Annotated in this window: 18 protein-coding genes; 10 read left to right on the forward strand and 8 right to left on the reverse strand. The window is 74.9% G+C overall.

The annotated features are described in order from the left end of the window. Nucleotides 1-58 precede the first annotated feature (58 nt). The 6 genes from frdD to FS882_RS00190 form a co-directional block, all read right to left on the reverse strand. Nucleotides 59-418: a fumarate reductase subunit FrdD gene (frdD, locus tag FS882_RS00165; protein ID WP_158369629.1), complete on the reverse strand. Its 360-nt coding sequence runs from the start codon at nucleotides 416-418 to the stop codon at nucleotides 59-61. Further along, on the reverse strand, nucleotides 418-822 hold the full coding sequence (locus FS882_RS00170) for a hypothetical protein (RefSeq protein ID WP_187365049.1): 405 nt from the start codon (nucleotides 820-822) through the stop codon (nucleotides 418-420). The genes frdD and FS882_RS00170 overlap by 1 nt, the downstream gene beginning before the upstream one ends. Continuing rightward, on the reverse strand, nucleotides 819-1580 hold the full coding sequence (locus FS882_RS00175; RefSeq protein WP_410053252.1) for a succinate dehydrogenase/fumarate reductase iron-sulfur subunit: 762 nt from the start codon (nucleotides 1578-1580) through the stop codon (nucleotides 819-821). Before FS882_RS00175 ends, FS882_RS00170 begins: the two co-directional genes overlap by 4 nt. Further along, nucleotides 1577-3406: a fumarate reductase (quinol) flavoprotein subunit gene (gene frdA / locus FS882_RS00180; RefSeq protein ID WP_158369633.1), complete on the reverse strand. Its 1830-nt coding sequence runs from the start codon at nucleotides 3404-3406 to the stop codon at nucleotides 1577-1579. The genes FS882_RS00175 and frdA overlap by 4 nt, the downstream gene beginning before the upstream one ends. Beyond that, nucleotides 3406-4824 carry a class II fumarate hydratase gene (locus tag FS882_RS00185; protein WP_158369635.1) on the reverse strand — a complete coding sequence of 473 codons (1419 nt, stop codon included), beginning with the start codon at nucleotides 4822-4824 and terminating at the stop codon, nucleotides 3406-3408. Before FS882_RS00185 ends, frdA begins: the two co-directional genes overlap by 1 nt. A 62-nt stretch (nucleotides 4825-4886) precedes the next feature. Beyond that, nucleotides 4887-6389, reverse strand: a complete 1503-nt coding sequence (locus FS882_RS00190; RefSeq protein ID WP_158369637.1) for an anion permease — start codon at nucleotides 6387-6389, stop codon at nucleotides 4887-4889. A 225-nt stretch (nucleotides 6390-6614) separates the two neighbouring features. Here FS882_RS00190 and FS882_RS00195 point away from each other — a divergent pair, with 225 nt between their 5' ends. Both FS882_RS00195 and FS882_RS00200 read left to right on the forward strand, forming a co-directional pair. Beyond that, nucleotides 6615-7421 carry a response regulator gene (locus tag FS882_RS00195; protein ID WP_158369639.1) on the forward strand — a complete coding sequence of 269 codons (807 nt, stop codon included), beginning with the start codon at nucleotides 6615-6617 and terminating at the stop codon, nucleotides 7419-7421. Nucleotides 7422-7491: 70 nt separating this feature from the next. Beyond that, complete coding sequence (locus tag FS882_RS00200; protein WP_158369641.1) at nucleotides 7492-8844, forward strand: alpha-amylase family protein; 1353 nt, start codon at nucleotides 7492-7494, stop codon at nucleotides 8842-8844. Nucleotides 8845-8850: 6 nt separating this feature from the next. On the opposite strand, the gene topA is transcribed toward FS882_RS00200, so the two are convergent. Next, nucleotides 8851-11640, reverse strand: coding sequence for a type I DNA topoisomerase (topA, locus tag FS882_RS00205; RefSeq protein WP_158369643.1), 2790 nt, complete (start codon nucleotides 11638-11640; stop codon nucleotides 8851-8853). Nucleotides 11641-11723: 83 nt separating this feature from the next. Next, entirely contained in the window at nucleotides 11724-12743 is a 1020-nt protein-coding gene (locus FS882_RS00210) for a phosphatase PAP2 family protein (protein ID WP_158369645.1), read from the reverse strand. Between the two features lie 233 nt (nucleotides 12744-12976). Here FS882_RS00210 and FS882_RS21475 point away from each other — a divergent pair, with 233 nt between their 5' ends. From FS882_RS21475 to FS882_RS00245, 8 genes are all read left to right on the forward strand, one after another. Then, nucleotides 12977-13099 (forward strand): hypothetical protein, encoded by a 123-nt coding sequence (locus tag FS882_RS21475; RefSeq protein ID WP_262347958.1) that lies wholly within the window; start codon nucleotides 12977-12979, stop codon nucleotides 13097-13099. A 56-nt stretch (nucleotides 13100-13155) separates the two neighbouring features. After that, complete coding sequence (locus FS882_RS00215; protein ID WP_158369647.1) at nucleotides 13156-14127, forward strand: radical SAM protein; 972 nt, start codon at nucleotides 13156-13158, stop codon at nucleotides 14125-14127. Next, nucleotides 14124-14885 carry a hypothetical protein gene (locus FS882_RS00220; RefSeq protein ID WP_158369649.1) on the forward strand — a complete coding sequence of 254 codons (762 nt, stop codon included), beginning with the start codon at nucleotides 14124-14126 and terminating at the stop codon, nucleotides 14883-14885. Before FS882_RS00215 ends, FS882_RS00220 begins: the two co-directional genes overlap by 4 nt. 23 nt (nucleotides 14886-14908) lie before the next feature. Then, a complete protein-coding gene (locus FS882_RS00225; protein ID WP_187365050.1) occupies nucleotides 14909-15604 on the forward strand; it encodes an ATP-binding cassette domain-containing protein in 696 nt (231 codons plus the stop codon). Further along, entirely contained in the window at nucleotides 15589-16350 is a 762-nt protein-coding gene (locus tag FS882_RS00230; protein ID WP_158369652.1) for a hypothetical protein, read from the forward strand. The genes FS882_RS00225 and FS882_RS00230 overlap by 16 nt, the downstream gene beginning before the upstream one ends. Nucleotides 16351-16486: 136 nt before the next feature. After that, a complete protein-coding gene (locus tag FS882_RS00235) occupies nucleotides 16487-16864 on the forward strand; it encodes a VOC family protein (RefSeq protein WP_158369654.1) in 378 nt (125 codons plus the stop codon). Between the two features lie 89 nt (nucleotides 16865-16953). Then, nucleotides 16954-17688, forward strand: a complete 735-nt coding sequence (locus FS882_RS00240; protein WP_158369656.1) for a response regulator transcription factor — start codon at nucleotides 16954-16956, stop codon at nucleotides 17686-17688. Next, complete coding sequence (locus FS882_RS00245) at nucleotides 17685-19310, forward strand: sensor histidine kinase (RefSeq protein ID WP_262347959.1); 1626 nt, start codon at nucleotides 17685-17687, stop codon at nucleotides 19308-19310. Before FS882_RS00240 ends, FS882_RS00245 begins: the two co-directional genes overlap by 4 nt. Nucleotides 19311-19322 lie beyond the last annotated feature (12 nt).

Genomic DNA, 19322 nt, shown 5'->3' on the forward strand with positions numbered 1-19322 from the left:
GGCCGGCCCGGGGGCGACCCCGGGGCCGGCCGCGCCCGTCAGGCGGCCGCTCTCCGGCTCACGCCGCCAGGCACAGCGCGTAGGTGACCGCCGGGGTCAGCAGCGCCACGCCGTAGATCGCCGCCCGCACCACCTCAGGCGGGTGCAGGCCCAGGTCGCGCAGCGCGTGCCAGGTCCGGTGGCAGCAGTGCCACAGCACCAGGCCGAGCGCGACGCACACCGCGAGCGCCCCGACGGGGTGCGTCACGAAGCCGGCGACGCGCGCGTGCACGGCGGCCGGTTCCCCGAGCACCCCGAACGGCACCAGCAGGCCGAAGACGACCACCAGCACCGGCATGGTGAACACGGCGAGCATCCCGCCGCCGCCGAACAGGGCCCAGAACAGCGGTTCGTGGGTCCGCCCCTCCCAGCGACGCATCACGGCCTCCCGAGCCAGAGCACGACGACGACGCCGAACGCGGCGAGCAGCAGGTAGTGCGCCAGCACCACCCAGCGCCGGTGCAGGTGCCAGCGACCGCGACGCACCCGGATGATCGCCGGGGTGGCCCGGAACCAGGTCGTCGCGTGCACCACGGCCATCGCGAGGGCGACGACGGTCAGGACGACGACGGCCGGCGAGCGCTGCAGCCCGACCCACCGGGTGAAGGCGTCGGCGCCGCGGTGGGCGGACACCAGGCCGATCCCGAGGTTGAGCACGAACAGCCCGACGACGACGCTGGACACCTCGCGCAGCGCGTACGCCCGGTGCTCGCGGGTGGCGAGGAACCAGGTCCGGCGGACGGGCGGGCGGTGCGGTCGACGGGCCGGCTCCCCCGCGGTCACGACCGGCCCCCGCGCCGCGGCAGCAGGAACTCCGCCGCCCACGCCGCCGCCGTCGCCGCCTTCGCCTGCTGGATCGCCGCCGCGGGGTCGACGCCCTTGGGGCAGGCCGTCGAGCACGCGCCGACGAACGTGCAGGCCCACAGCCCGTCCTCGCGGTCCAGCGCCGGCAGCCGGTCGTCGTTCCCGTGGTCCCGGGAGTCCTTGTCGTACCGGACCGCCGCGGTGATCGCGGCCGGCCCCAGGAAGTCCGGTGCGAGCGCGACCTGCGGGCAGGCGGCGTAGCAGAGCAGGCAGTCGATGCACATCGCGAAGTCGTGGTAGGCCAGCAGCTGCTCGGGGGTCTGCCGGTTCCCGGTCTCGCCCGGCGGGTCGTCCGGGTCCGGCACGAGCCACGGGCGCACCCGCTCCAGCGACGCCATGAACGGCTCGAGGTCGACGACGAGGTCCCGCTCGACCGCGAGGTTCGCCAGCGGCTCCACGACCAGCGGACCCGGGGCGTAGTCGCGCACGAAGTGCTCGCAGCCCAGGCGGGGCGCGCCGTTCAGCATGAACCCGCAGGACCCGCAGATCGCCATCCGGCAGGACCAGCGGAACGCGAGCGTCGGGTCGAGGTGGTCCTTGATCCACGTCAGCGCGTCCAGCACCGAGGTGTCCTGGCCCCACGGCACCGCGTAGTCGACCAGGTGGGGCGCGGCGTCGACGTCGGGGCGGTAGCGCTGCACGCGCACCGTGATCGTGCCGAGCACCTCGCCGCTCACCGGCCCGCCTCCTCGGTCCCCGTCGCGCGCGTCCCGCCGGGCGCGCCCGCGCCGCCCTCCGCAGTGCCGCCCGTCCCCGCGCCGGCCGCCCCGTAGGCCCGGGCGGCCGGTGGCGAGGTCGTGATCGTCACCGGCGTGTGCTCCAGCCGCGGCCCGTCGGGGGTCCACCACGCGCGGGTGTGCGCGAGGAACCGCTCGTCGTCGCGCTCGCCGAACCCGTCGAGCCGCTGGTGCGACCCGCGGGACTCCTCGCGGGCGAGCGCCGAGGCGACCAGCCCCTCGGCGACGTCGAGCATGGCGCCGAGCTCCACCGCGGCGGCCCAGTCGGTGTTGTAGACCGGGCAGGTGTCGGCCACCCGGACGTCCGCGTACCGCTGCTTCAGGTCGCGCACGGCGGCGACGGTGCGCCGCATGCCCGCGCGGGTGCGGAAGATGCCGACGCCGTCGTCCATCGCCCGGCCGAGCTCCGCGCGGATCGCGACCTGCGGCTCGGAGCCCCGGCCCATGAGCGACAGGTGCCGGGCCGCGGCGTCGGCGGCGTCCCGGCGCACCCGGGGGTCGGCCGGGGCGGGTTCCGCGAGCGCGAACCCGGCGGCCCGTTCCCCGGCCACCCGGCCCAGGACGACCAGCTCCGCGAGAGAGTTGGAGCCGAGCCGGTTGGCGCCGTGCAGCCCGGAGGACGCGCACTCCCCCACCGCGAACAGCCCCGGCAGCGGCGTCGCGGTGGTCACGTCCGTCTCGATGCCGCCCATCGAGTAGTGCACGCTCGGGCAGACCGGGATCGGCGCGGTGGCCGGGTCGGCGCCGAGGTACTGCTCGGTGAGCTCGCAGATCAGCGGCAGCCGCTCGCGCAGGTACGCCCGGCCCAGGTGCCGCAGGTCGAGGTGCACGGCGTCGCCCCGCGGGGTCGCGACGGTGCGCCCCGCCTGCTGCTCGTGCCAGAAGGCCTGGGACAGCCGGTCCCGCGGGCCGAGCTCCATGTGCTTGTTCCTCGGCTCGCCGACCGGCGTCTCCGGGCCGAGGCCATAGTCCTGGAGGTACCGGCGGCCCTCGGCGTTGAGCAGGACGCCGCCCTCGCCCCGGCAGCCCTCGGTGATGAGGATGCCGGAGCCGGGCAGGCCGGTCGGGTGGTACTGCACGAACTCCAGGTCCCGCAGCGGGGCGCCGGCCCGGTAGGCCATCGCCATGCCGTCACCGGTGACGATCGCGCCGTTGGTGTTCTGCGCGTACAGCCGCCCGGCGCCGCCGGTGGCCAGGACGACCGCGGCCGCCTCGACGAGCACCGGGTACCCCTCGCGCTGGTCGTAGGCCAGCACGCCCGCGACCCGGCCGTCCCGGACCACGAGCTCGAGGGCCAGGCACTCGTCCATCCGCGCGATCGACGGGTGCTGCAGCGACGTCTGGAACAGCGTGTGCAGCACGTGGAACCCGGTCTTGTCCGCGGCGAACCAGGTGCGCGGCCGGCTCATCCCGCCGAACCGCCGCACCGCCACCGCGCCGTCGTCGGTCCGGCTCCACGGGCAGCCCCACCGCTCCAGGCGGTACATCTCGTGCGCGGCGTGCTCGACGAAGTACTGCACGACGTCCTGGTCGCAGAGCCAGTCCCCGCCGGACACCGTGTCCGCGAAGTGCTGCTCCAGGGAGTCGTCCGCGCCGACCACGCCCGCGGCCCCGCCCTCGGCGGCCACCGTGTGGGAGCGCATGGGGTACACCTTCGACAGCACGGTGACGTCGAGCTCGGGGTGCGCCTCGGCGACCGCGATCGCCGCGCGCAGCCCCGCTCCCCCGCCGCCGACGACCGCGACGTCCGTGCGGACCGTCTGCATCAGCGCTCCGCCGGCGCCGTCATCGCGAGCACGTCGAGCGCGGCGTCGAGCTGCTCGACCGTGACCCGGCCCTCGGCGACGTGGCCGAGGCCGAGCACCGCCTCGCGGATGGTGAGGTCGTGCGCCACCGCGTGCTTGACCACCGCCGCGGCCGCCTCGTAGCCGATCAGCCGGTTGAGCGGGGTGACGACGGACGGCGAGGACTCCGCGAGCTGCCGGCAGCGGTCCCGGTCGGCGACCAGGCCGGCCACGCACTTGTCCGCCAGGTGCGTCGCGGCGTTGGCGAGCAGGGCGACGGACTCCAGCAGGTTGCGCGCCATCACCGGCAGCATGACGTTGAGCTCGAACGAGCCGGTGGTCCCGGCGAACGCCACCGCGGCGTCGTTCCCGATGACCTGCGCGGCCACCATGAGCACCGCCTCCGGGATCACCGGGTTCACCTTGCCGGGCATGATCGACGACCCCGGCTGCAGGTCCGGCAGCGCGATCTCGGCCAGCCCGGTGCGCGGGCCCGAGCCCATCCACCGCAGGTCGTTGCAGATCTTCACCAGCGACACCGCGACCGTGCGCAGCGCGCCGGAGGTCTCGACCAGGGCGTCCTGCGCACCCTGGGCCTCGAAGTGGTTCCGGGCCTCGGTGAGCGGCAGGGCGGTGTGGTCCGCGACCAGCGCGATCACCCGTAGGGGGAAGCCCGGCGGGGTGTTGATGCCGGTGCCCACCGCGGTCCCGCCCAGCGGCAGCTCGGCCAGCCGGGGCAGCGCCGCCTCCACCCGCTCGATCCCGAGCCGGACCTGGGCGGCGTACCCGCCGAGCTCCTGGCCGAGCGTCACGGGCGTGGCGTCCATCAGGTGCGTGCGCCCGGCCTTCACCACGTCGGCGTGCTCGGCCGCGCGCGCCTCGAGCGTCACGGCCAGGTGGTCGAGCGCCGGGAGCAGGTCCGTCAGCACGCCCTGGGCCGCTGCGACGTGGATCGAGGCGGGGAACACGTCGTTCGACGACTGCGAGGCGTTCACGTGGTCGTTGGGGTGCACCGGCCGGCCGAGCCGCTGGGTGGCCAGGGTGGCGAGCACCTCGTTCACGTTCATGTTCGACGAGGTCCCGGAGCCGGTCTGGAACACGTCGACGGGGAACTGGTCGGCCCACCGGCCGGCCGCCACCTCCTCCGCCGCGCCGGCGACGGCGGCCGCGACGTCCTCGGGCAGCACGCCGAGCTCGGCGTTCGCGAGCGCCGCGGCCCGCTTGATCTCGGCGAGGGCCGCGACGTGCCGGGGGTGCAGACGGGTCCCGGAGATGGCGAAGTTCTGCACCGCCCGCTGGGTCTGCGCCCGGTAGCACGCGCCGGCGGGTACGAGGACGTCGCCCATCGTGTCGTGCTCGAGCCGGAAGCCGGCGGGGATCTCGGTCGGGGTCGTGCTCATCGCGGTCTCCTGGGTCCGGGGCGGGTGGGGCCGTGCGTCGGAGGGCGCCGGGGCGCGGGGCGTCACCACAGGCCGATCAGCCGCATCCAGAGCCCGCCGACGCCCATCCAGATCGCGATGTTCACGACCGCCACCAGGCCGCCCGTGCGCCACCAGCGGACGACCGGCACGTACCCGGAGCCGAACAGCACCGGGGCCGGGCCGCACGAGTAGTGGGTCAGCGACGCGAACAGGCTGGAGATGAAGCCGAGCACGAGAGCGGCGAGCACCGGCGGCGCGCCGGCCATGATCGCGGTGGCGAGGAAGGCGGCGTACATCGCGGAGACGTGGGCCGTGTTGGACGCGAACAGGTAGTGGCTGGCGAAGTACACGAGGGTGAGCAGCACGAACGCCTGCTGCCAGCCCATGTCCCCGACCAGCGCGGACATCTCGCCGCTGAGCCAGGGGATGAGGCCGAGCGCGTTCAGCTGGGTCGCCATCATGACCAGCACGGCGAACCAGACCAGCGTGTCCCAGGCCTGCGTCTCCGCCTTCACGTCGTCCCACGTCAGCACGCCGGTGAGCAGCAGGGCGACCAGGCCGATCAGCGCGGTCGTGGTGGCGGACACGTCGAGCAGCGCGTCGCCGAGCGTCCACAGCAGCAGCAGGCCGACGATCGTGCCGGTCACCACCTTCTCCCCGGAGGACGGCGGGCCGAGGTCGCGCAGCGCGGCGCGGGCCCGGTCGGCCGCCTCGGGGGTGCGGCGGACCTCGGGCGGGTCGACCGCGCGGACCACGACCGGCACCACGACCAGCGCGACGAGGCCCGGCACGAGCGCCGCGAGCGCCCAGGTGCCCCAGGAGATGTCGACGCCCTGGTCGCCCGCGAGCTGCGCGGCGAGCGGGTTGCCCGCCATGGCGGTGAGGAACATCGCCGAGGTCACCGCGTTGACGTGGAACGCGGTGCTCGTCAGGTAGGACCCGATCCGCCGGGAGGTCGGCCCGGGCTCGCTGCCGTAGGACGCGGAGATCGACCGGACGATCGGCTGGATGATGCCGCCGGCCCGCGCGGTGTTCGACGGCGTGGCAGGGGCGAGCAGCAGGTCGGTCGCGGCGAGGCCGTACGCCAGGCCCAGCGGGCTGCGTCCCAGGCGGGAGACGAAGAACAGCGCGAGCCGGGCGCCCAGCCCGGTCTTGATCACGCCGCGCGAGATGAAGAACGCGACGACGATCAGCCAGATCGTCGTGTTCGAGAAGCCGGACAGCGCCTCGCCCGGCTCCAGGACGCCGGTGACGATCGTGGCCACCATGCCGACGACCGTGACGGCGCCCATCGGCAGCGGGCGGGCGATGACGCCGACGATCGTCGCGACGAAGATCGCGAACATGTGCCACGCCGGCGCGTCCACCCCGGACGGCGGCGGCACCCACCACAGCACCGCGCCGACGGCGACCGGGATCGCGAGCCGCGCCACGGGGACCGGGCGCAGGCGGCCGGCCGGCGCGGCGGCGGGGGACGGCGGACCGCCGCCCGCGGCGCCGCCCGGGAGCGCGTCCGGCTCGGGGACGGCGGTGTCCTGGGCCATGCGCGGGCCTCCGGTGGCGAGACGGTCGCCCCGGTGCGGCGGGCCGGGGCCGTGACCCGAGCATGGGCGCCGACGCGGCCGCCGGCGGCGACAGACCGCCGCGATCCGGGCGTTGCGGTCGTTGTGTTCGGCGGGGCGCCGCGCGCCGTGCCGCGCCCCTCACCCGGGTGCCCCGGACCACTCAGCGCGGGTGGGTGGGTGGCGCGCGGCCCCGAGACTGGGCGCATGCCGGCCGCCGACCGCCCCTCCGCCCCGCGCCGCGGCGGGGGCGGGGCGAGGACGGCGTCGCCCGAGCCGCGCCCGCCCGGGGCCGCACCGGCGGCCGCGCGGGTGGCCGCGCCCGGTGCCGCGGCGCCCGGCGCACTGCGGGTGCTCGTCGCGCACGCGCGCCCGGCCACCGCCCAGCAGCACCGCGTGCTGGTCGACCGGGTGCCCGGCTTCCGGACCGTGGGGCTGGCCGCGGACGGCGACGCCGCGCTCGCCCGGGCCGTGCGCGGCGGGGTCGACCTGGTGCTCCTCGACCTCGCGCTGCCCGGCCGCCCGGGCCTCGACGTGTGCCGCGCCCTGCACCACGTGCACGGGGCCCCGGACGTGCTGGTCGCGACGGCCGTGCGGGACCGGGCGGCGGTGCGCGCGGCCGTGCGGTTCGGCGCCGTGCACTACCTGGTGACCCCCCTGCGGTACGCGGCGCTCCGGGAGCGGCTCGACGCGTACGCCGCCTACCGCGCGGCCGCCGCCGGCCACCGCGCGCTCGCCGACCAGGGCGAGGTGGACGCCCTGGTCGCGTCGCTCCGCCCGCCCTGCCGCGACCCGCTGCCGAAGGGGCTGGCCAGCGAGTCCCTCGACCTCGTGCGCGCGGCGGTCGGCGCCGCGCGGGACGGCGTCACGGCCGACGAGGCGGCCGCCGCGACCGGGCTGTCCCGGGTCACCGCGCGCCGGTACCTGGAGCACCTGGCGGACCGGGGCGTGTGCCGGCGGGCGCCGCGCTACGGGAGCGCGGGTCGGCCGCCGGTGCGGTACGTCGGCACCTGACGCCCCCGCGTGACAGGGCGCCCCCGACCTGCGAGGGTCGCAGGGACACCGCTGACGAGGGAGGACGCCGATGGCCCCGCCGTGGGTGCAGCACGCGATCTGGTGGCACGTGTACCCGCTGGGCTTCACCGGCGCCGAGCGCACCGCCCCCGGGCCCGGGGCCCCGGTCGCGCACCGGCTCGGGCACGTCGAGCGCTGGCTGGACTACCTGGTCGACCTCGGCCTCAACGGCCTCGCGCTCGGCCCGGTGTTCGCGTCGAGCACGCACGGCTACGACACCGTCGACCACGACCGGGTCGACCCGCGGCTCGGCGACCGCGCCGACCTGGACCGGCTGCTCGCCGCCGCGCACGACCGCGGGGTCCGGGTGCTGCTGGACGGGGTGTTCAACCACGTCGGCGACCAGCACCCGCTGTTCCGCGCTGCGCTGGCGGGCGGCCCCGGCTCCCCCGAGGCGGAGCTGTTCCGCATCCGCTGGACCGACGACGGGCCGGACTGGGACTGCTTCGAGGGCCACCGCTCGCTGGTCACCCTGAACCACGACTCGCCGCGCGTCGTCGACCTGGTCGCCGGCGTGATGACCCGCTGGCTGGACGCGGGCGCGGACGGCTGGCGGCTCGACGCGGCCTACGCGGTGCCGACGGCGTTCTGGGCGGAGGTGACCACCCGGGTCCGCGCCGCGCACCCGGACGCGTACCTCGTGGGCGAGGTGATCCACGGCGACTACCCGGCGTTCGTCGCGGCGTCGGGGGTCGACGCGGTCACCCAGTACGAGCTGTGGAAGGCCGTCTGGTCCTCGATCGCCGAGCGGAACCTGCACGAGCTGGTGTGGACGCTCGGCCGGCACGACGGCTTCCTCGACCACTTCGTCCCGTACACGTTCGTGGGGAACCACGACGTCACCCGGATCACCAGCCGGGTCGGCGACGCCGCGCTCGCGGGTCACGCCCTCGTGGTGCTGGCGACGGTCGGCGGCACCCCGGCGATCTACTACGGCGACGAGCAGGCGTACCGCGGCGTCAAGGAGGACCGGGCGGGCGGCGACGACGAGGTGCGGCCGCCGTACCCGCCGGCACCGGACGACCTCGCCGGGCCCGACGTCGCGCCGGACGGGTGGGCCACGCACGACCGGCACGCCGCGCTGCTCGGGCTGCGCCGGCGGCACCCGTGGCTGCACACCGCCCGGACCCGGGTGGTCGAGGTGACGAACACCCGGCTGGCGTACGAGGCGCGCGCGTCCGACGGGTCCGGCGCCGCGCTGCTCGTCGCGCTCAACCTGGACGAGACGCCGTGGCGGCTGACGGCGCCCGCGGGCGCGGCCGTGGCGGCGCACGCCGACCCGGCCGTCGTGCCGGGCACCCGACCGGGCCCCGGTTCGTCCGTGGACGTCCCGGGGCCCGGCTGGGTGGTGCTGGAGGTCTGAGGACCGCTACTTCTTGGCCGCGGCCTTCTTCCGGGGCGCGGCGGCCTTGCGGGCCGCGGGCTTCTTCTTCGGCGCCGACGCGCGCTTCTCCGCCAGCAGCTCCACCGCCTGCTCGGGGGTGATCGACTCGGGCGTGACGTCCCGCGGCAGGGTCCGGTTGGTCTCGCCGTCGGTCACGTACGCGCCGAACCGGCCGTCCTTCACCACGATCGGCCTGCCCGACGTCGGGTCGTCGCCGAGCTCGCGCAGCGGCGGCGTCGCGGTCGCCCCGCGGCCCCGCTTGGGCTGCGCGTAGATGGCCAGCGCCTCCTCCAGCGTGGTGGTGAAGATCGCCTCCTCCGACGGCAGCGTGCGCGAGTCCGTGCCCTTCTTGAGGTACGGGCCGTAGCGGCCGTTCTGCGCGGTGATCTCGGCGCCCGTCTCCGGGTCCGTGCCCACGACGCGCGGCAGGCTGAGCAGCTGCAGCGCGTCCTCGAGCGTGATCGTCTGCAGCGACTGCGACTTGAGCAGCGAGCCGGTGCGCGGCTTGGGCGCCGCCGCCAGGACGCGCTTCCTCGCCGCCGCCGACAGGCCCGGGTCGAGCTCGGGCTCCGGCAGCAGCTCCGTGACGTACGGGCCGTACCGGCCGTTCTTCGCGACGATCGTCGTGCCCGTCGTCGGGTCGGTGCCGAGCACGAGGTCGCCCTCGGGCTGGGTCTCCAGCAGCTCGCGGGCCTTCTCGGCCGTGAGCTCGTCCGGCGCCAGGTCGTCCGGCACCGACGCGCGGCGCGGGTTGCCGTCCGGGCCGGGCTCGCCGCCGGATTCCTCGATGTACGGGCCGTACCGGCCGACGCGCAGCGTGATGCCGTCGCCGATCTCGATCGAGTTCACCTCGCGGGCGTCGATCTCCCCGAGGTTGGCGACGAGCTCGCGCAGTCCGTCGCCGTCCGGCCCGTCGACGGCCTCGGAGCCGAAGTAGAACCGGGTCAGCCAGTCGACGCGGTCCTTCTGCCCCGCGGCGATCGCGTCGAGGTCCTCCTCCATCGAGGCGGTGAAGTCGTAGTCGACCAGCCGGTCGAAGTTCTCCTCCAGCAGCCGGGTCACGGCGAACGCGAGCCAGCTCGGCACCAGCGCCTGGCCGCGGCTGGTCACGTAGCCGCGGTCCTGGATCACCGAGATCGTGGCGGCGTAGGTGGACGGGCGGCCGATGCCGCGCTCCTCCAGCGCCTTGACCAGGCTCGCCTCGGTGTACCGCGGCGGCGGGGACGTGCGGTGGCCGTCGGCGGTGAGGTCGGACTCCGTGACCGGGTCGCCCTCGGCCATCTGCGGCAGCCGGGTCTCCTTGGCGCTCTCCGCGGCCTTGCCCTCGGCGTCGGAGGCGTACCGGTCGACGTCCCGCCCCTCCTCGTACGCGGCGAGGAAGCCGCGGAACGTGATGACGGTGCCGGACGCGGCGAACAGCGCGTCGGTCGCCGTGCCGGCCGCCGGGCCGTCGGCCGCGGTGCTGCCCGCGGGCAGCGCCGGGGCCGGGACGGTCGCGGCGATCCGGACCGAGGCGGTCGAGCCGCGCGCGTCGGCCATCTGCGACGCGACGGTCCGCTTCCAGATCAGCTCGTAGAGCCGGAACTGGTCGCCGGACAGCTCGCGCGCGACCTGCGCCGGGGTCCGGAAGTCGTCGCCGGCGGGCCGGATCGCCTCGTGCGCCTCCTGCGCGCCCTTGCTCTTGGACGCGTACACGCGCGGGGAGTCCGGCAGGTGGTCGGCGCCGTAGAGCTCGGCCGCCTGGCGGCGCGCCGCGTCGACCGCCTGCGCGCTCAGCGTGGGCGAGTCGGTCCGCATGTAGGTGATGTAGCCGTTCTCGTACAGCGTCTGCGCGGTGCGCATCGTCTGCCGGGAGGACATCCGCAGCTTGCGGCTCGCCTCCTGCTGCAGCGTCGAGGTCGTGAACGGCGCGGCCGGGCGGCGGGTGTACGGCTTGGTCTCCAGCGACCGCACCGTGTACCCCGCGCCGTCCAGCGCGGACACCCAGGCGTGCGCGGCGCCCTCGTCCAGGTGCACCGGGCGGGACGCGCCGGAGCCCTTGAGCACGCCGTCGTCGCCGAAGTCGCGGCCCGCGGCGACCCGCCGCTCGCCGAGCTGCACGAGCCGGGCGCCGAACGACGGCTCCCCGGCGTCCGCCACCGCGAACGTCGCGGTCAGGTCCCAGTAGTCCGCGGCGCGGAACGCCATGCGCTCGCGCTCGCGCTCCACCACCAGGCGGGTCGCCACGGACTGCACGCGGCCCGCGGACAGGCCCTGGCGGACCTTGCGCCACAGCACCGGGCTCACCTCGTAGCCGTACAGCCGGTCGAGGATGCGCCGGGTCTCCTGGGCGTCGACCAGGCGGTCGTCGAGCTCGCGGGTGTTCTCCAGCGCGCGGGTGATGGCCTCGCGGGTGATCTCGTGGAACACCATGCGCTTGACGGGGACCTTGGGCTTGAGCTCCTGCAGCAGGTGCCACGCGATGGCCTCGCCCTCGCGGTCCTCGTCGGTGGCGAGGTACAGCTCGTCGGCGTCCTTGAGCAGCCGCTTGAGCTCGGTGACCTTCTTCTTCTTGTCCGAGTCGACGACGTAGTAGGGCGCGAAGCCGTTGTCGACGTCGACCGCGAACTTGCCGAACGGTCCCTTCTTCATCTCCGCGGGCAGCTCGCTGGGCTGCGGGAGGTCACGGATGTGACCGACGCTGGCCTCGACGTCGAAGCCGTCGCCGAGGTACCCGGCGATCGTGCGCGCCTTGGCCGGCGACTCCACGATGACCAGCTTGCGACCTGCGGACATGCGCTCCTGCTTCCTCGAACTGCGGACCCGGGTGCCGGGCGTGCTGGGCGGCGACAGCATGTCACCGCCGGTGCGGGGGAACTCTACGACGTCGGTCCCACCCGGTCCGCCCCCGAGGTGGCGGACCGGCGCAGCACCAGCAGCGCGCCGGACGACGCGGCGGCGACCGCGACGATGCCCAGCGCCCCGCCACCGTACGACGTCAGGAGCGCCGCCGTGCTGCCGACCGGGTCGTCGGACAGCCAGGTGCGGCGCAGCGCGACCGCCGCCGCGGCCCCGGCCAGCGCCGTCACCGCGGCGAGCAACCAGACGGCCACGACGGTCCCGGGAGCCCGCCCGGCGCCGGCGCCGCGGCCGACCGTGCGCAGCGCCGCCGTCGGCGGTCGGCGGTCCCCCGCGGTGTCGACGCCGAGCGCCAGCACCGCGCAGGCCAGCGCGCCCCACGCCAGCACCACGAGCAGGCCCGCGACCACGTCCGACGGGCGGTGCCACTGGCCGATCAGCGTGCTCACGCCCGTGGCACCCGCGTAGGCACCGCCCAGCACCGCCACCCAGGGCCGCGTGCGGGGCGGGACCACGAGCAGCACCGCGGCCACGACCGAGGCCGCCGCCGTCGTGTGCCCGCTGGGCAGCGTGTTGAAGTCCGGCCCGTAGCCCAGGTCCGGCCGGTCGAGCACCCAGTACTTGAGCACCCGGGTGGTGACGTTCGCCCCGGCCAGCACGCCCGCCGCCACCAGCGCCAGGCCCCAGCGCCGCCGGGCGAACGCGATCACCGCGCACGCGACGACCGCCGCCGCGATGAACCCGACCGACACGACGTCCAGCACCGGTTCGGCGACCTCCCACAGCCGGTTCTGGCCGATGTGCGCGCCGTCGAGCGACGCCTGGTCGACCGCCTGGCCCTGCGCGGTGCCGACGAACACCCGCCAGGTCACGCCGACGCCCGCGGCCGCCACCAGCGCGACGACCAGCGCCGCCACCACCCGGCGGACGGTGGACGCCGGGGTGCGCCAGCGGGCCGGCGGCGCCACGCGGCGGGGGTCCCCGTCGGCGGCCTCGGGGGCGCGCCACGGAGTCGCCGGGGCGGAGGTCGGGCGGGGCATGGGCACCACGGTAGGCGAGCCGGTCGCCGCGCCCGGGGCCCCACGGGTCGCGCACACGAATCCTCCACCGGTTCGGCGGCGGCTCGACCCGCCCAGCACGCCCGGAGTCCGAGGACGACGGTTCGCGGACAACCGACCTTCGTCCCAGCCATCATCCCGCGAGTCACCTACGGTCTGACTCGGAGTTAAGCCGCCCATGGCTCCATGTCACACAGCGAGAGGCATGACCGAACATGAGCAGCAACGCAGCGCTCGCGGCGCTGGAGTCCACCGACACCGCCGTCGACCTGGCCGATCAGGACGACCTCTGGTACTTCATCAACAGCGGCAACGGGAAGTGGATCGCCGGAGCCTGAGGCGCGCGGCTGGCCGGGGCTGAACGGCTCTGGCCAGCCCGTCTCGGGAATGCGCCATGCCGTCCATCGCCATCACGATCGACTCCCGGTGCAACGCGCGCTGCGCCCACTGCTGCTTCTCCTGCTCACCCCGCTCCGAGGACCGCCTGTCCGACGACCGCATCCGCGCCCTGGTCGCGGAGGCCCTCGACAGCAAGGATGTCGACGAGGTCGGCCTGAGCGGTGGCGAGGCCCTGCTGCGACCGGATCTCGTGTTCGAGATCATCAGAGCAGTGAGCGGCGCGGGCAAACGCTCGACGCTCGTCACGAACGGGTTCTGGGGACAGACGCCCGCGAGCGCCCGCTCGCAGCTGGAACGGCTCCGTTCAGCGGGCCTGTCGTCGATGACCGTCAGCTACGACGACTTCCACGCCGCGTTCGTCCCGGTACGCCGCATCCGGAACATCTTGGACGCCAACAAGCACGTCGAGCTGCCGTGCATGCTCAACCTCGCCGTGACCAGGACTCACACGGCGGACGCCCTGCTCGCGGAGCTGGGCGAGTCGGTGCTCCGGACCCGCGTGACGAAGTTCCCGGTCCTCCCGGTCGGGGCCGCCCAGTCGCTCCACCCGGACGAGATCATCCGGGACTACGAGGTCGGCGACGAGCTGCGGTGCCCCGGCTTCGAACCTGTCTTCCACTTCGACGGGCAGGTCTACCCCTGCTGCTCTCCGGCGGTGTTCGGTTCGGCTCTCCGTCTCGGTGACGTCGACGAGGTCGACATCGCCGAGGCCCAGCGCAAGATCAGGCACAACCGCCTGCTCGCGGTCATCCGACGGTTCGGGTTCGAGCCGCTGCTGCGCGCCTGTCGCGAGCGAGGCATCGCGGTGCCCGAGCCGGGCGTCGCGCTCGTCGACGCCTGCGACCTGTGTCGTCGGCTCTTCCGGGACGAGGCGTCGCTCGGCGGCGTGGCCGAGCTGATCCCGGACCTCTACCGCGAGCTGAGCGGGTCCTCGACCCGCCCGTCCGACGAGGGCACGGTGCTGTGACGGCGCGCGCCGGCTACCGCTACTCCGACGACGAGCTGGAGATGTATCGGCTCGGCGCACGCACGGTCGTCCGCCGTCGCTCCTCGGGCCACGTGTTCGAGGTCGCGAGCGAGGCGTTGCCGCACAACCTGACGTGGGCCGTCGCGACCCCGCGCCTCCCGACCCCGCTGCTCCGCCTGCACGTGACGACCCTCCTCCTCGGTGTGTGCGGGAGCGTCGCGCTCGCAGGTCCGGCTGCTGCGACCGTGACCGCCCGGGGGATCCATCTCCGGGACTGGTGCGTGCTCGCGATCTACATCGTCGTCCAGACGGTCCTGCACGAGGGCGGTCACCTCGTCGCCCTGAGGGTCAACGGGCATCGCCCGGACAAGATCGGCGTCAAGCTCAACTTCGCCGTGTTCCCAGCGGTGTACGTCCGCATGAACGCTGTCCACCTGCTCCACCGCAACGACAAGGTGGCGGTGCACACGTCCGGGCTGCTGGTCAACGGGGTCGTCAACCTGGTCGTCCTGGGCATGTGCCTCCGTGGTGGCGCCCCGTCGCTGGCGTTCGCCGCCGTCGTCTACACACCGGGACTCCTGGCGAACTCGCTCCCGCTCCTCCGCTCCGACGGGCACAAGACGCTCCTGGCAGCCCTCGGGATCAACGAGCGGAAGCGCATGAAGGACAACGCGACCGTCGTCCGCGTGCTGCACCTCGCCAGCTGGGCGCTCGCCGTCGTCTCGACGGCCGTCATGCTCGCCCACCTGCTGCCATGACCGCACCACCAGGGAGAGACACGATGCACGAGGTCCCGCGCCACCTCACCGTCCGCGACCTGACCGTCAGGCTCGGCCGGCGCCCGGTCCTGCGCGGGGTGGACCTGGACGTCCCGACCACCGGGCAGGTGCTCGGTCTGTTCGGCCCCAACGGCGCGGGCAAGACCACGCTGATGCGCTGCCTGGTCGGGCTGCTGCAGCGGTACCGGGGCCGGATCGACCTCCCTCCGGGCGGCGTCTCGTTCATGCCGGACAAGCCCTACCTGTACCCGTTCCTGACCGTGGCGCAGTGCGAGGCGCTGTTCCGCTCCCGGTACCCCGACTTCAGCACCTCGATCGCGGACGAGCTGTTCGAGACGCTCGGGCTCGACCGTTCCCGTCGGGTCGGCGACCTCTCCAAGGGGATGTCCGAGCAGGCCCACGTCGCGCTCACGTTCTCGCGGCGGGTGCCTCTGTACGTGCTGGACGAGCCCCTCGCCGCGGTGGACCCCTACACGCGCGGCCTGCTCGTCGACCTCGTGCGCCGTCTTCGACCGCCCGACTCGCTCACCCTGATCAGCACCCACATCATCCAGGAGGTCGGGTCCCTCTTCGACGAGGTCGCGATGCTCCTCGACGGCCAGGTGGTCAGGCACGACCGCGTGGCGGATCTGCCCGGGGGCTCGGGGCTCGAGGATCTCTACAAGCAGGAGGTGGCGGCGCGATGGGCGACGACCTGATGATCCAGCTGCGCAGGTACCGGGGCGTGTACACCGGGCTCGCCGTGACGCTCCTGACCAGCGGCATCGTGATGGTGGTCTGGCACTCGCAGGAGACCGTCCTGATCGTCGGCTCCCTCCTGACGCTCGTGCTGTGGTGCTTCGCGGCGGCCCATGCCGCGTACGAGGTGTTCCGGGTCCTGCACGCGGCCGACGACTACCTGCTGCTGTCCACGCCGGGCGGTGCGCGGCAGGCGGTCCTTCTGCGCAGCCGGGCGCTGCTGATCTGGCTGAGCGTGCTCGGCGCCGTGGAGATCGGGTCCTGGGCACTGGCCGCGGGCGTGCACGGCTCCGGGGTCACCGTCGGCCAGGTCCTGTACGCCGCCGGCACGCGCCTGGTGTCGTTCGTCGCGTTCCTGGCCGTGGTCGCGCTGCTGGCCCTGGCCACGAAGGTCGTGCGGTCCCGGACACGGGCGCTGATCACGGGCATCGGCGTCGCGACGCTGGTGGTGATCGCGGTCGGGATGGCCCAGCTGGCGCTCGTCCGGCTCGCGCACCCCGACTACGTGTGGGGGCTGGGCATCGACACCGACTTCTCGGGGATCAGCCAGTACGCGACGATCCTGCCGCTGATCGTCAGGCCGCCGGACCTGACCGCGACCGCCCAGACGATGCTCCCGGTGACCGCCGGGCTGAATGTCGCCGTGGTGGCCGCGGCCGCACTGGCGTGGTGGGCGCTGCGACGGCAGCGGGTCGACCTGGCGTAGTCAGTTCTGAGGTTCCCCACGCCCCGGCTGATGACGCGTGGGGCAGCCCTCGCGGCTCGCCGGGTCTTCCCGCGGGCACCGTCCGGGGTGCACGCTGGGGGCACGGTCGGCACCGACGACGACGAGGGAGCCCGTCATGCTCGATCTCCGCGAGTCCTTCAGCGGCTACTCGGTGGCGGACGTGCCCGCCGCCCGGGCGTTCTACGCCGACGTGCTCGGCCTGGACGCCGAGGAGCGGGACGGGATGCTGTTCCTGCACCTCGCCGGCCGCGACGTGCTGCTCTACCCCAAGGGCGATGCGCACGTCCCCGCCTCGTTCACCGTGCTGAACTTCCCGGTCGAGGACGTGCCCGCCGCCGTGGCCGAGCTGCGCGGCCGGGGCGTGGCGTTCGAGCGGTACGAGGGCACGCCGACCCAGACCGACGAGGACGGGGTGTTCCGCGGAGGCGGCCCGCTGATCGCGTGGTTCACCGACCCGTCCGGGAACGTGCTCTCGGTGATCGAGCGGGACTGAGCGGCGGACCTGCCCGCACCTGCGCGACGCACAGGAAACCCACAGGACCGCGTCAGGGGCGCCCCAGGTCGCACGGCCATGCTCGGGCCATGACCACCTCCACGCTCCAGCGCGACGCCCTCACCCGCCCGGACGGCCAGCCGGTGCGGGCCCTCGTCGTCGACGACGAGGCCACCCTGGCCGAGCTGCTCTCCACCGCGCTGCGGTACGAGGGCTGGCAGGTCGAGCACGCCCTCACGGGCCAGGCCGCCATCAAGCAGGCCCGGACCCTCGAGCCGGACGTGATCCTGCTCGACGTCATGCTCCCCGACCTGTCCGGGCTCGAGGTGCTGCGCCGCATCCGCGCCACCCACCCGCACGTGCCGGTGCTGTTCCTCACCGCCAAGGACGCCGTCGAGGACCGGATCGCCGGCCTGACGGCGGGCGGCGACGACTACGTCACCAAGCCGTTCAGCCTGGAGGAGGTCGTCGCCCGCCTCCGCGCCCTGCTCCGCCGCGCCGGCGCGGTGTCGGAGCGCGAGGAGGCGGTGCTCGTGGTCGGCGACCTGCGGATGGACGAGGACTCGCACGAGGTGAGCCGCGGCGGCGAGGACATCCGGCTGACCGCGACCGAGTTCGAGCTGCTGCGCTACTTCATGCGCAACCCCCGGCGCGTGCTGTCGAAGGCGCAGATCCTCGACCGCGTCTGGCAGTACGACTTCGGCGGCCAGGCCAACATCGTCGAGCTCTACGTGTCCTACCTGCGCCGCAAGATCGACAAGGGGCGGGAGCCGATGCTGCACACCCTCCGCGGCGTCGGGTACGTGCTGAAGCCCGCCGCGTGACCGCCCGCCGCCCGCCGCGTGCCCGGTGGACGCTGCGCCGGCGGCTGGTGGTGGTCGTGGTGGCGCTGCTCGCGACCGTCGCGACAGTGATGGGACTGGTGTCGTCGCTCGCGCTGCGCAGCTCGCTGCTGACGCAGATCGACGACCGGCTGCGGGAGGCGAGCCAGCGGGCCGCGGCGGCACCCGACCGGCTCGACCGCGGCGCGGCGCCGGGCCCGGCGCCCTCGGGGGCGCCGACGTCGGGGGCCGGCGACGGCGCGCAGGACGGCACCGGCGACGGCGAGCAGCCCGGCGGCAGCATCCCGCCCGCGTTCGGCCTGCCCGGGCAGGACGTCGGCACCGTGAGCGTGTTCGAGACCGCCGACGGCACCCTCGTGGCGGGTTACCTGGACGAGTCGGGCGACGTGCAGGGCCTGACCGACACCCAGCTCGACGCGCTGCTCGCCGTGACGCCCGCCGGCGACCCGAGCACCGTCGACCTGCCCGACCTCGGCGCGTACCGCGTCATCGCGGTGGAGTCGGGCGACGGCAGCACCTCCGTGACCGCGATTCCGCTGGCCGGCGTGACCGCGACCGTCGACGAGTACCTCGTGGTCGAGGTCGTCGTCGCCGTGCTGGGCCTGCTCGTCGCCGCGGCACTCGCCACCGTGCTGGTGCGCCGCGAGCTGCGGCCGCTGGAACGGGTGGCCGCGACGGCCACCCGGGTGTCCGAGATGCCGCTCGCCCGTGGCGAGGTCGACATCCCCGAGCGCGTCCCGGACGAGGACACCGACCCGGCCACCGAGGTGGGGCAGGTGGGCTCCGCGCTCAACCGGATGCTCGGCCACGTCGAGTCGGCGCTCACCGCCCGGCACGAGTCGGAGACGCAGGTGCGCCGGTTCGTCGCGGACGCCTCCCACGAGCTCCGCACGCCCCTGGCGTCGATCCGCGGCTACGCGGAGCTCGTGCAGCGGCTGCCCGGGGACCTGCCCGACGACGTCGTCCGCGCGATGGGCCGCGTGGAGTCCGAGGCGCGCCGCATGACGTCGCTGGTGGAGGACATGCTGCTGCTCGCCCGGCTCGACGCGGGGCGCGACCTCGACCTGGAGGAGGTGGACGTCGCCGCGCTCGCCGTCGACGCCGTGGCCGACGCCCACGTGGCGGGACCGGACCACGCCTGGCGGCTCGACCTGCGCGCCCTGGAGGGCGCCGGTGACGAGGCGGACGACGACGGGCCGGCCGCAGCGCCGGTGGTCGGTGACGAGCACCGGCTCCGGCAGGTCCTGGTCAACCTGCTGTCGAACGCCCGGGTGCACACGCCGGCCGGCACGACCGTGGTGGTCGCCGTCGCGCGGGAGGGCGACCGGGTCGTCCTGCGGGTCCGCGACGACGGCCCCGGCATCGCCGAGCCGCTGCGCTCCCGGCTGTTCGAGCGGTTCGCCCGCGGGGACGCGTCGCGGAACCGGGGCTCGGGGTCGACGGGGCTCGGGCTGGCGATCGTGCACGCGGTGGTCACGGCCCACGGCGGCACGATCGAGGTCGACGGGACGCCCGGGTCGACGACGTTCACGGTCCGGCTGCCGGGCGCCGGGGCGCCGGACGCGCCGGCGGTCGGGGCCGCGGGGGCGCCGGCGGCGGGCTGACCCGCCCGCCGC

The sequence above is a fragment of the Cellulosimicrobium cellulans genome (assembly GCF_007679345.1).
GTDB classification, from domain to species: Bacteria; Actinomycetota; Actinomycetes; order Actinomycetales; family Cellulomonadaceae; genus Cellulomonas; species Cellulomonas cellulans_A.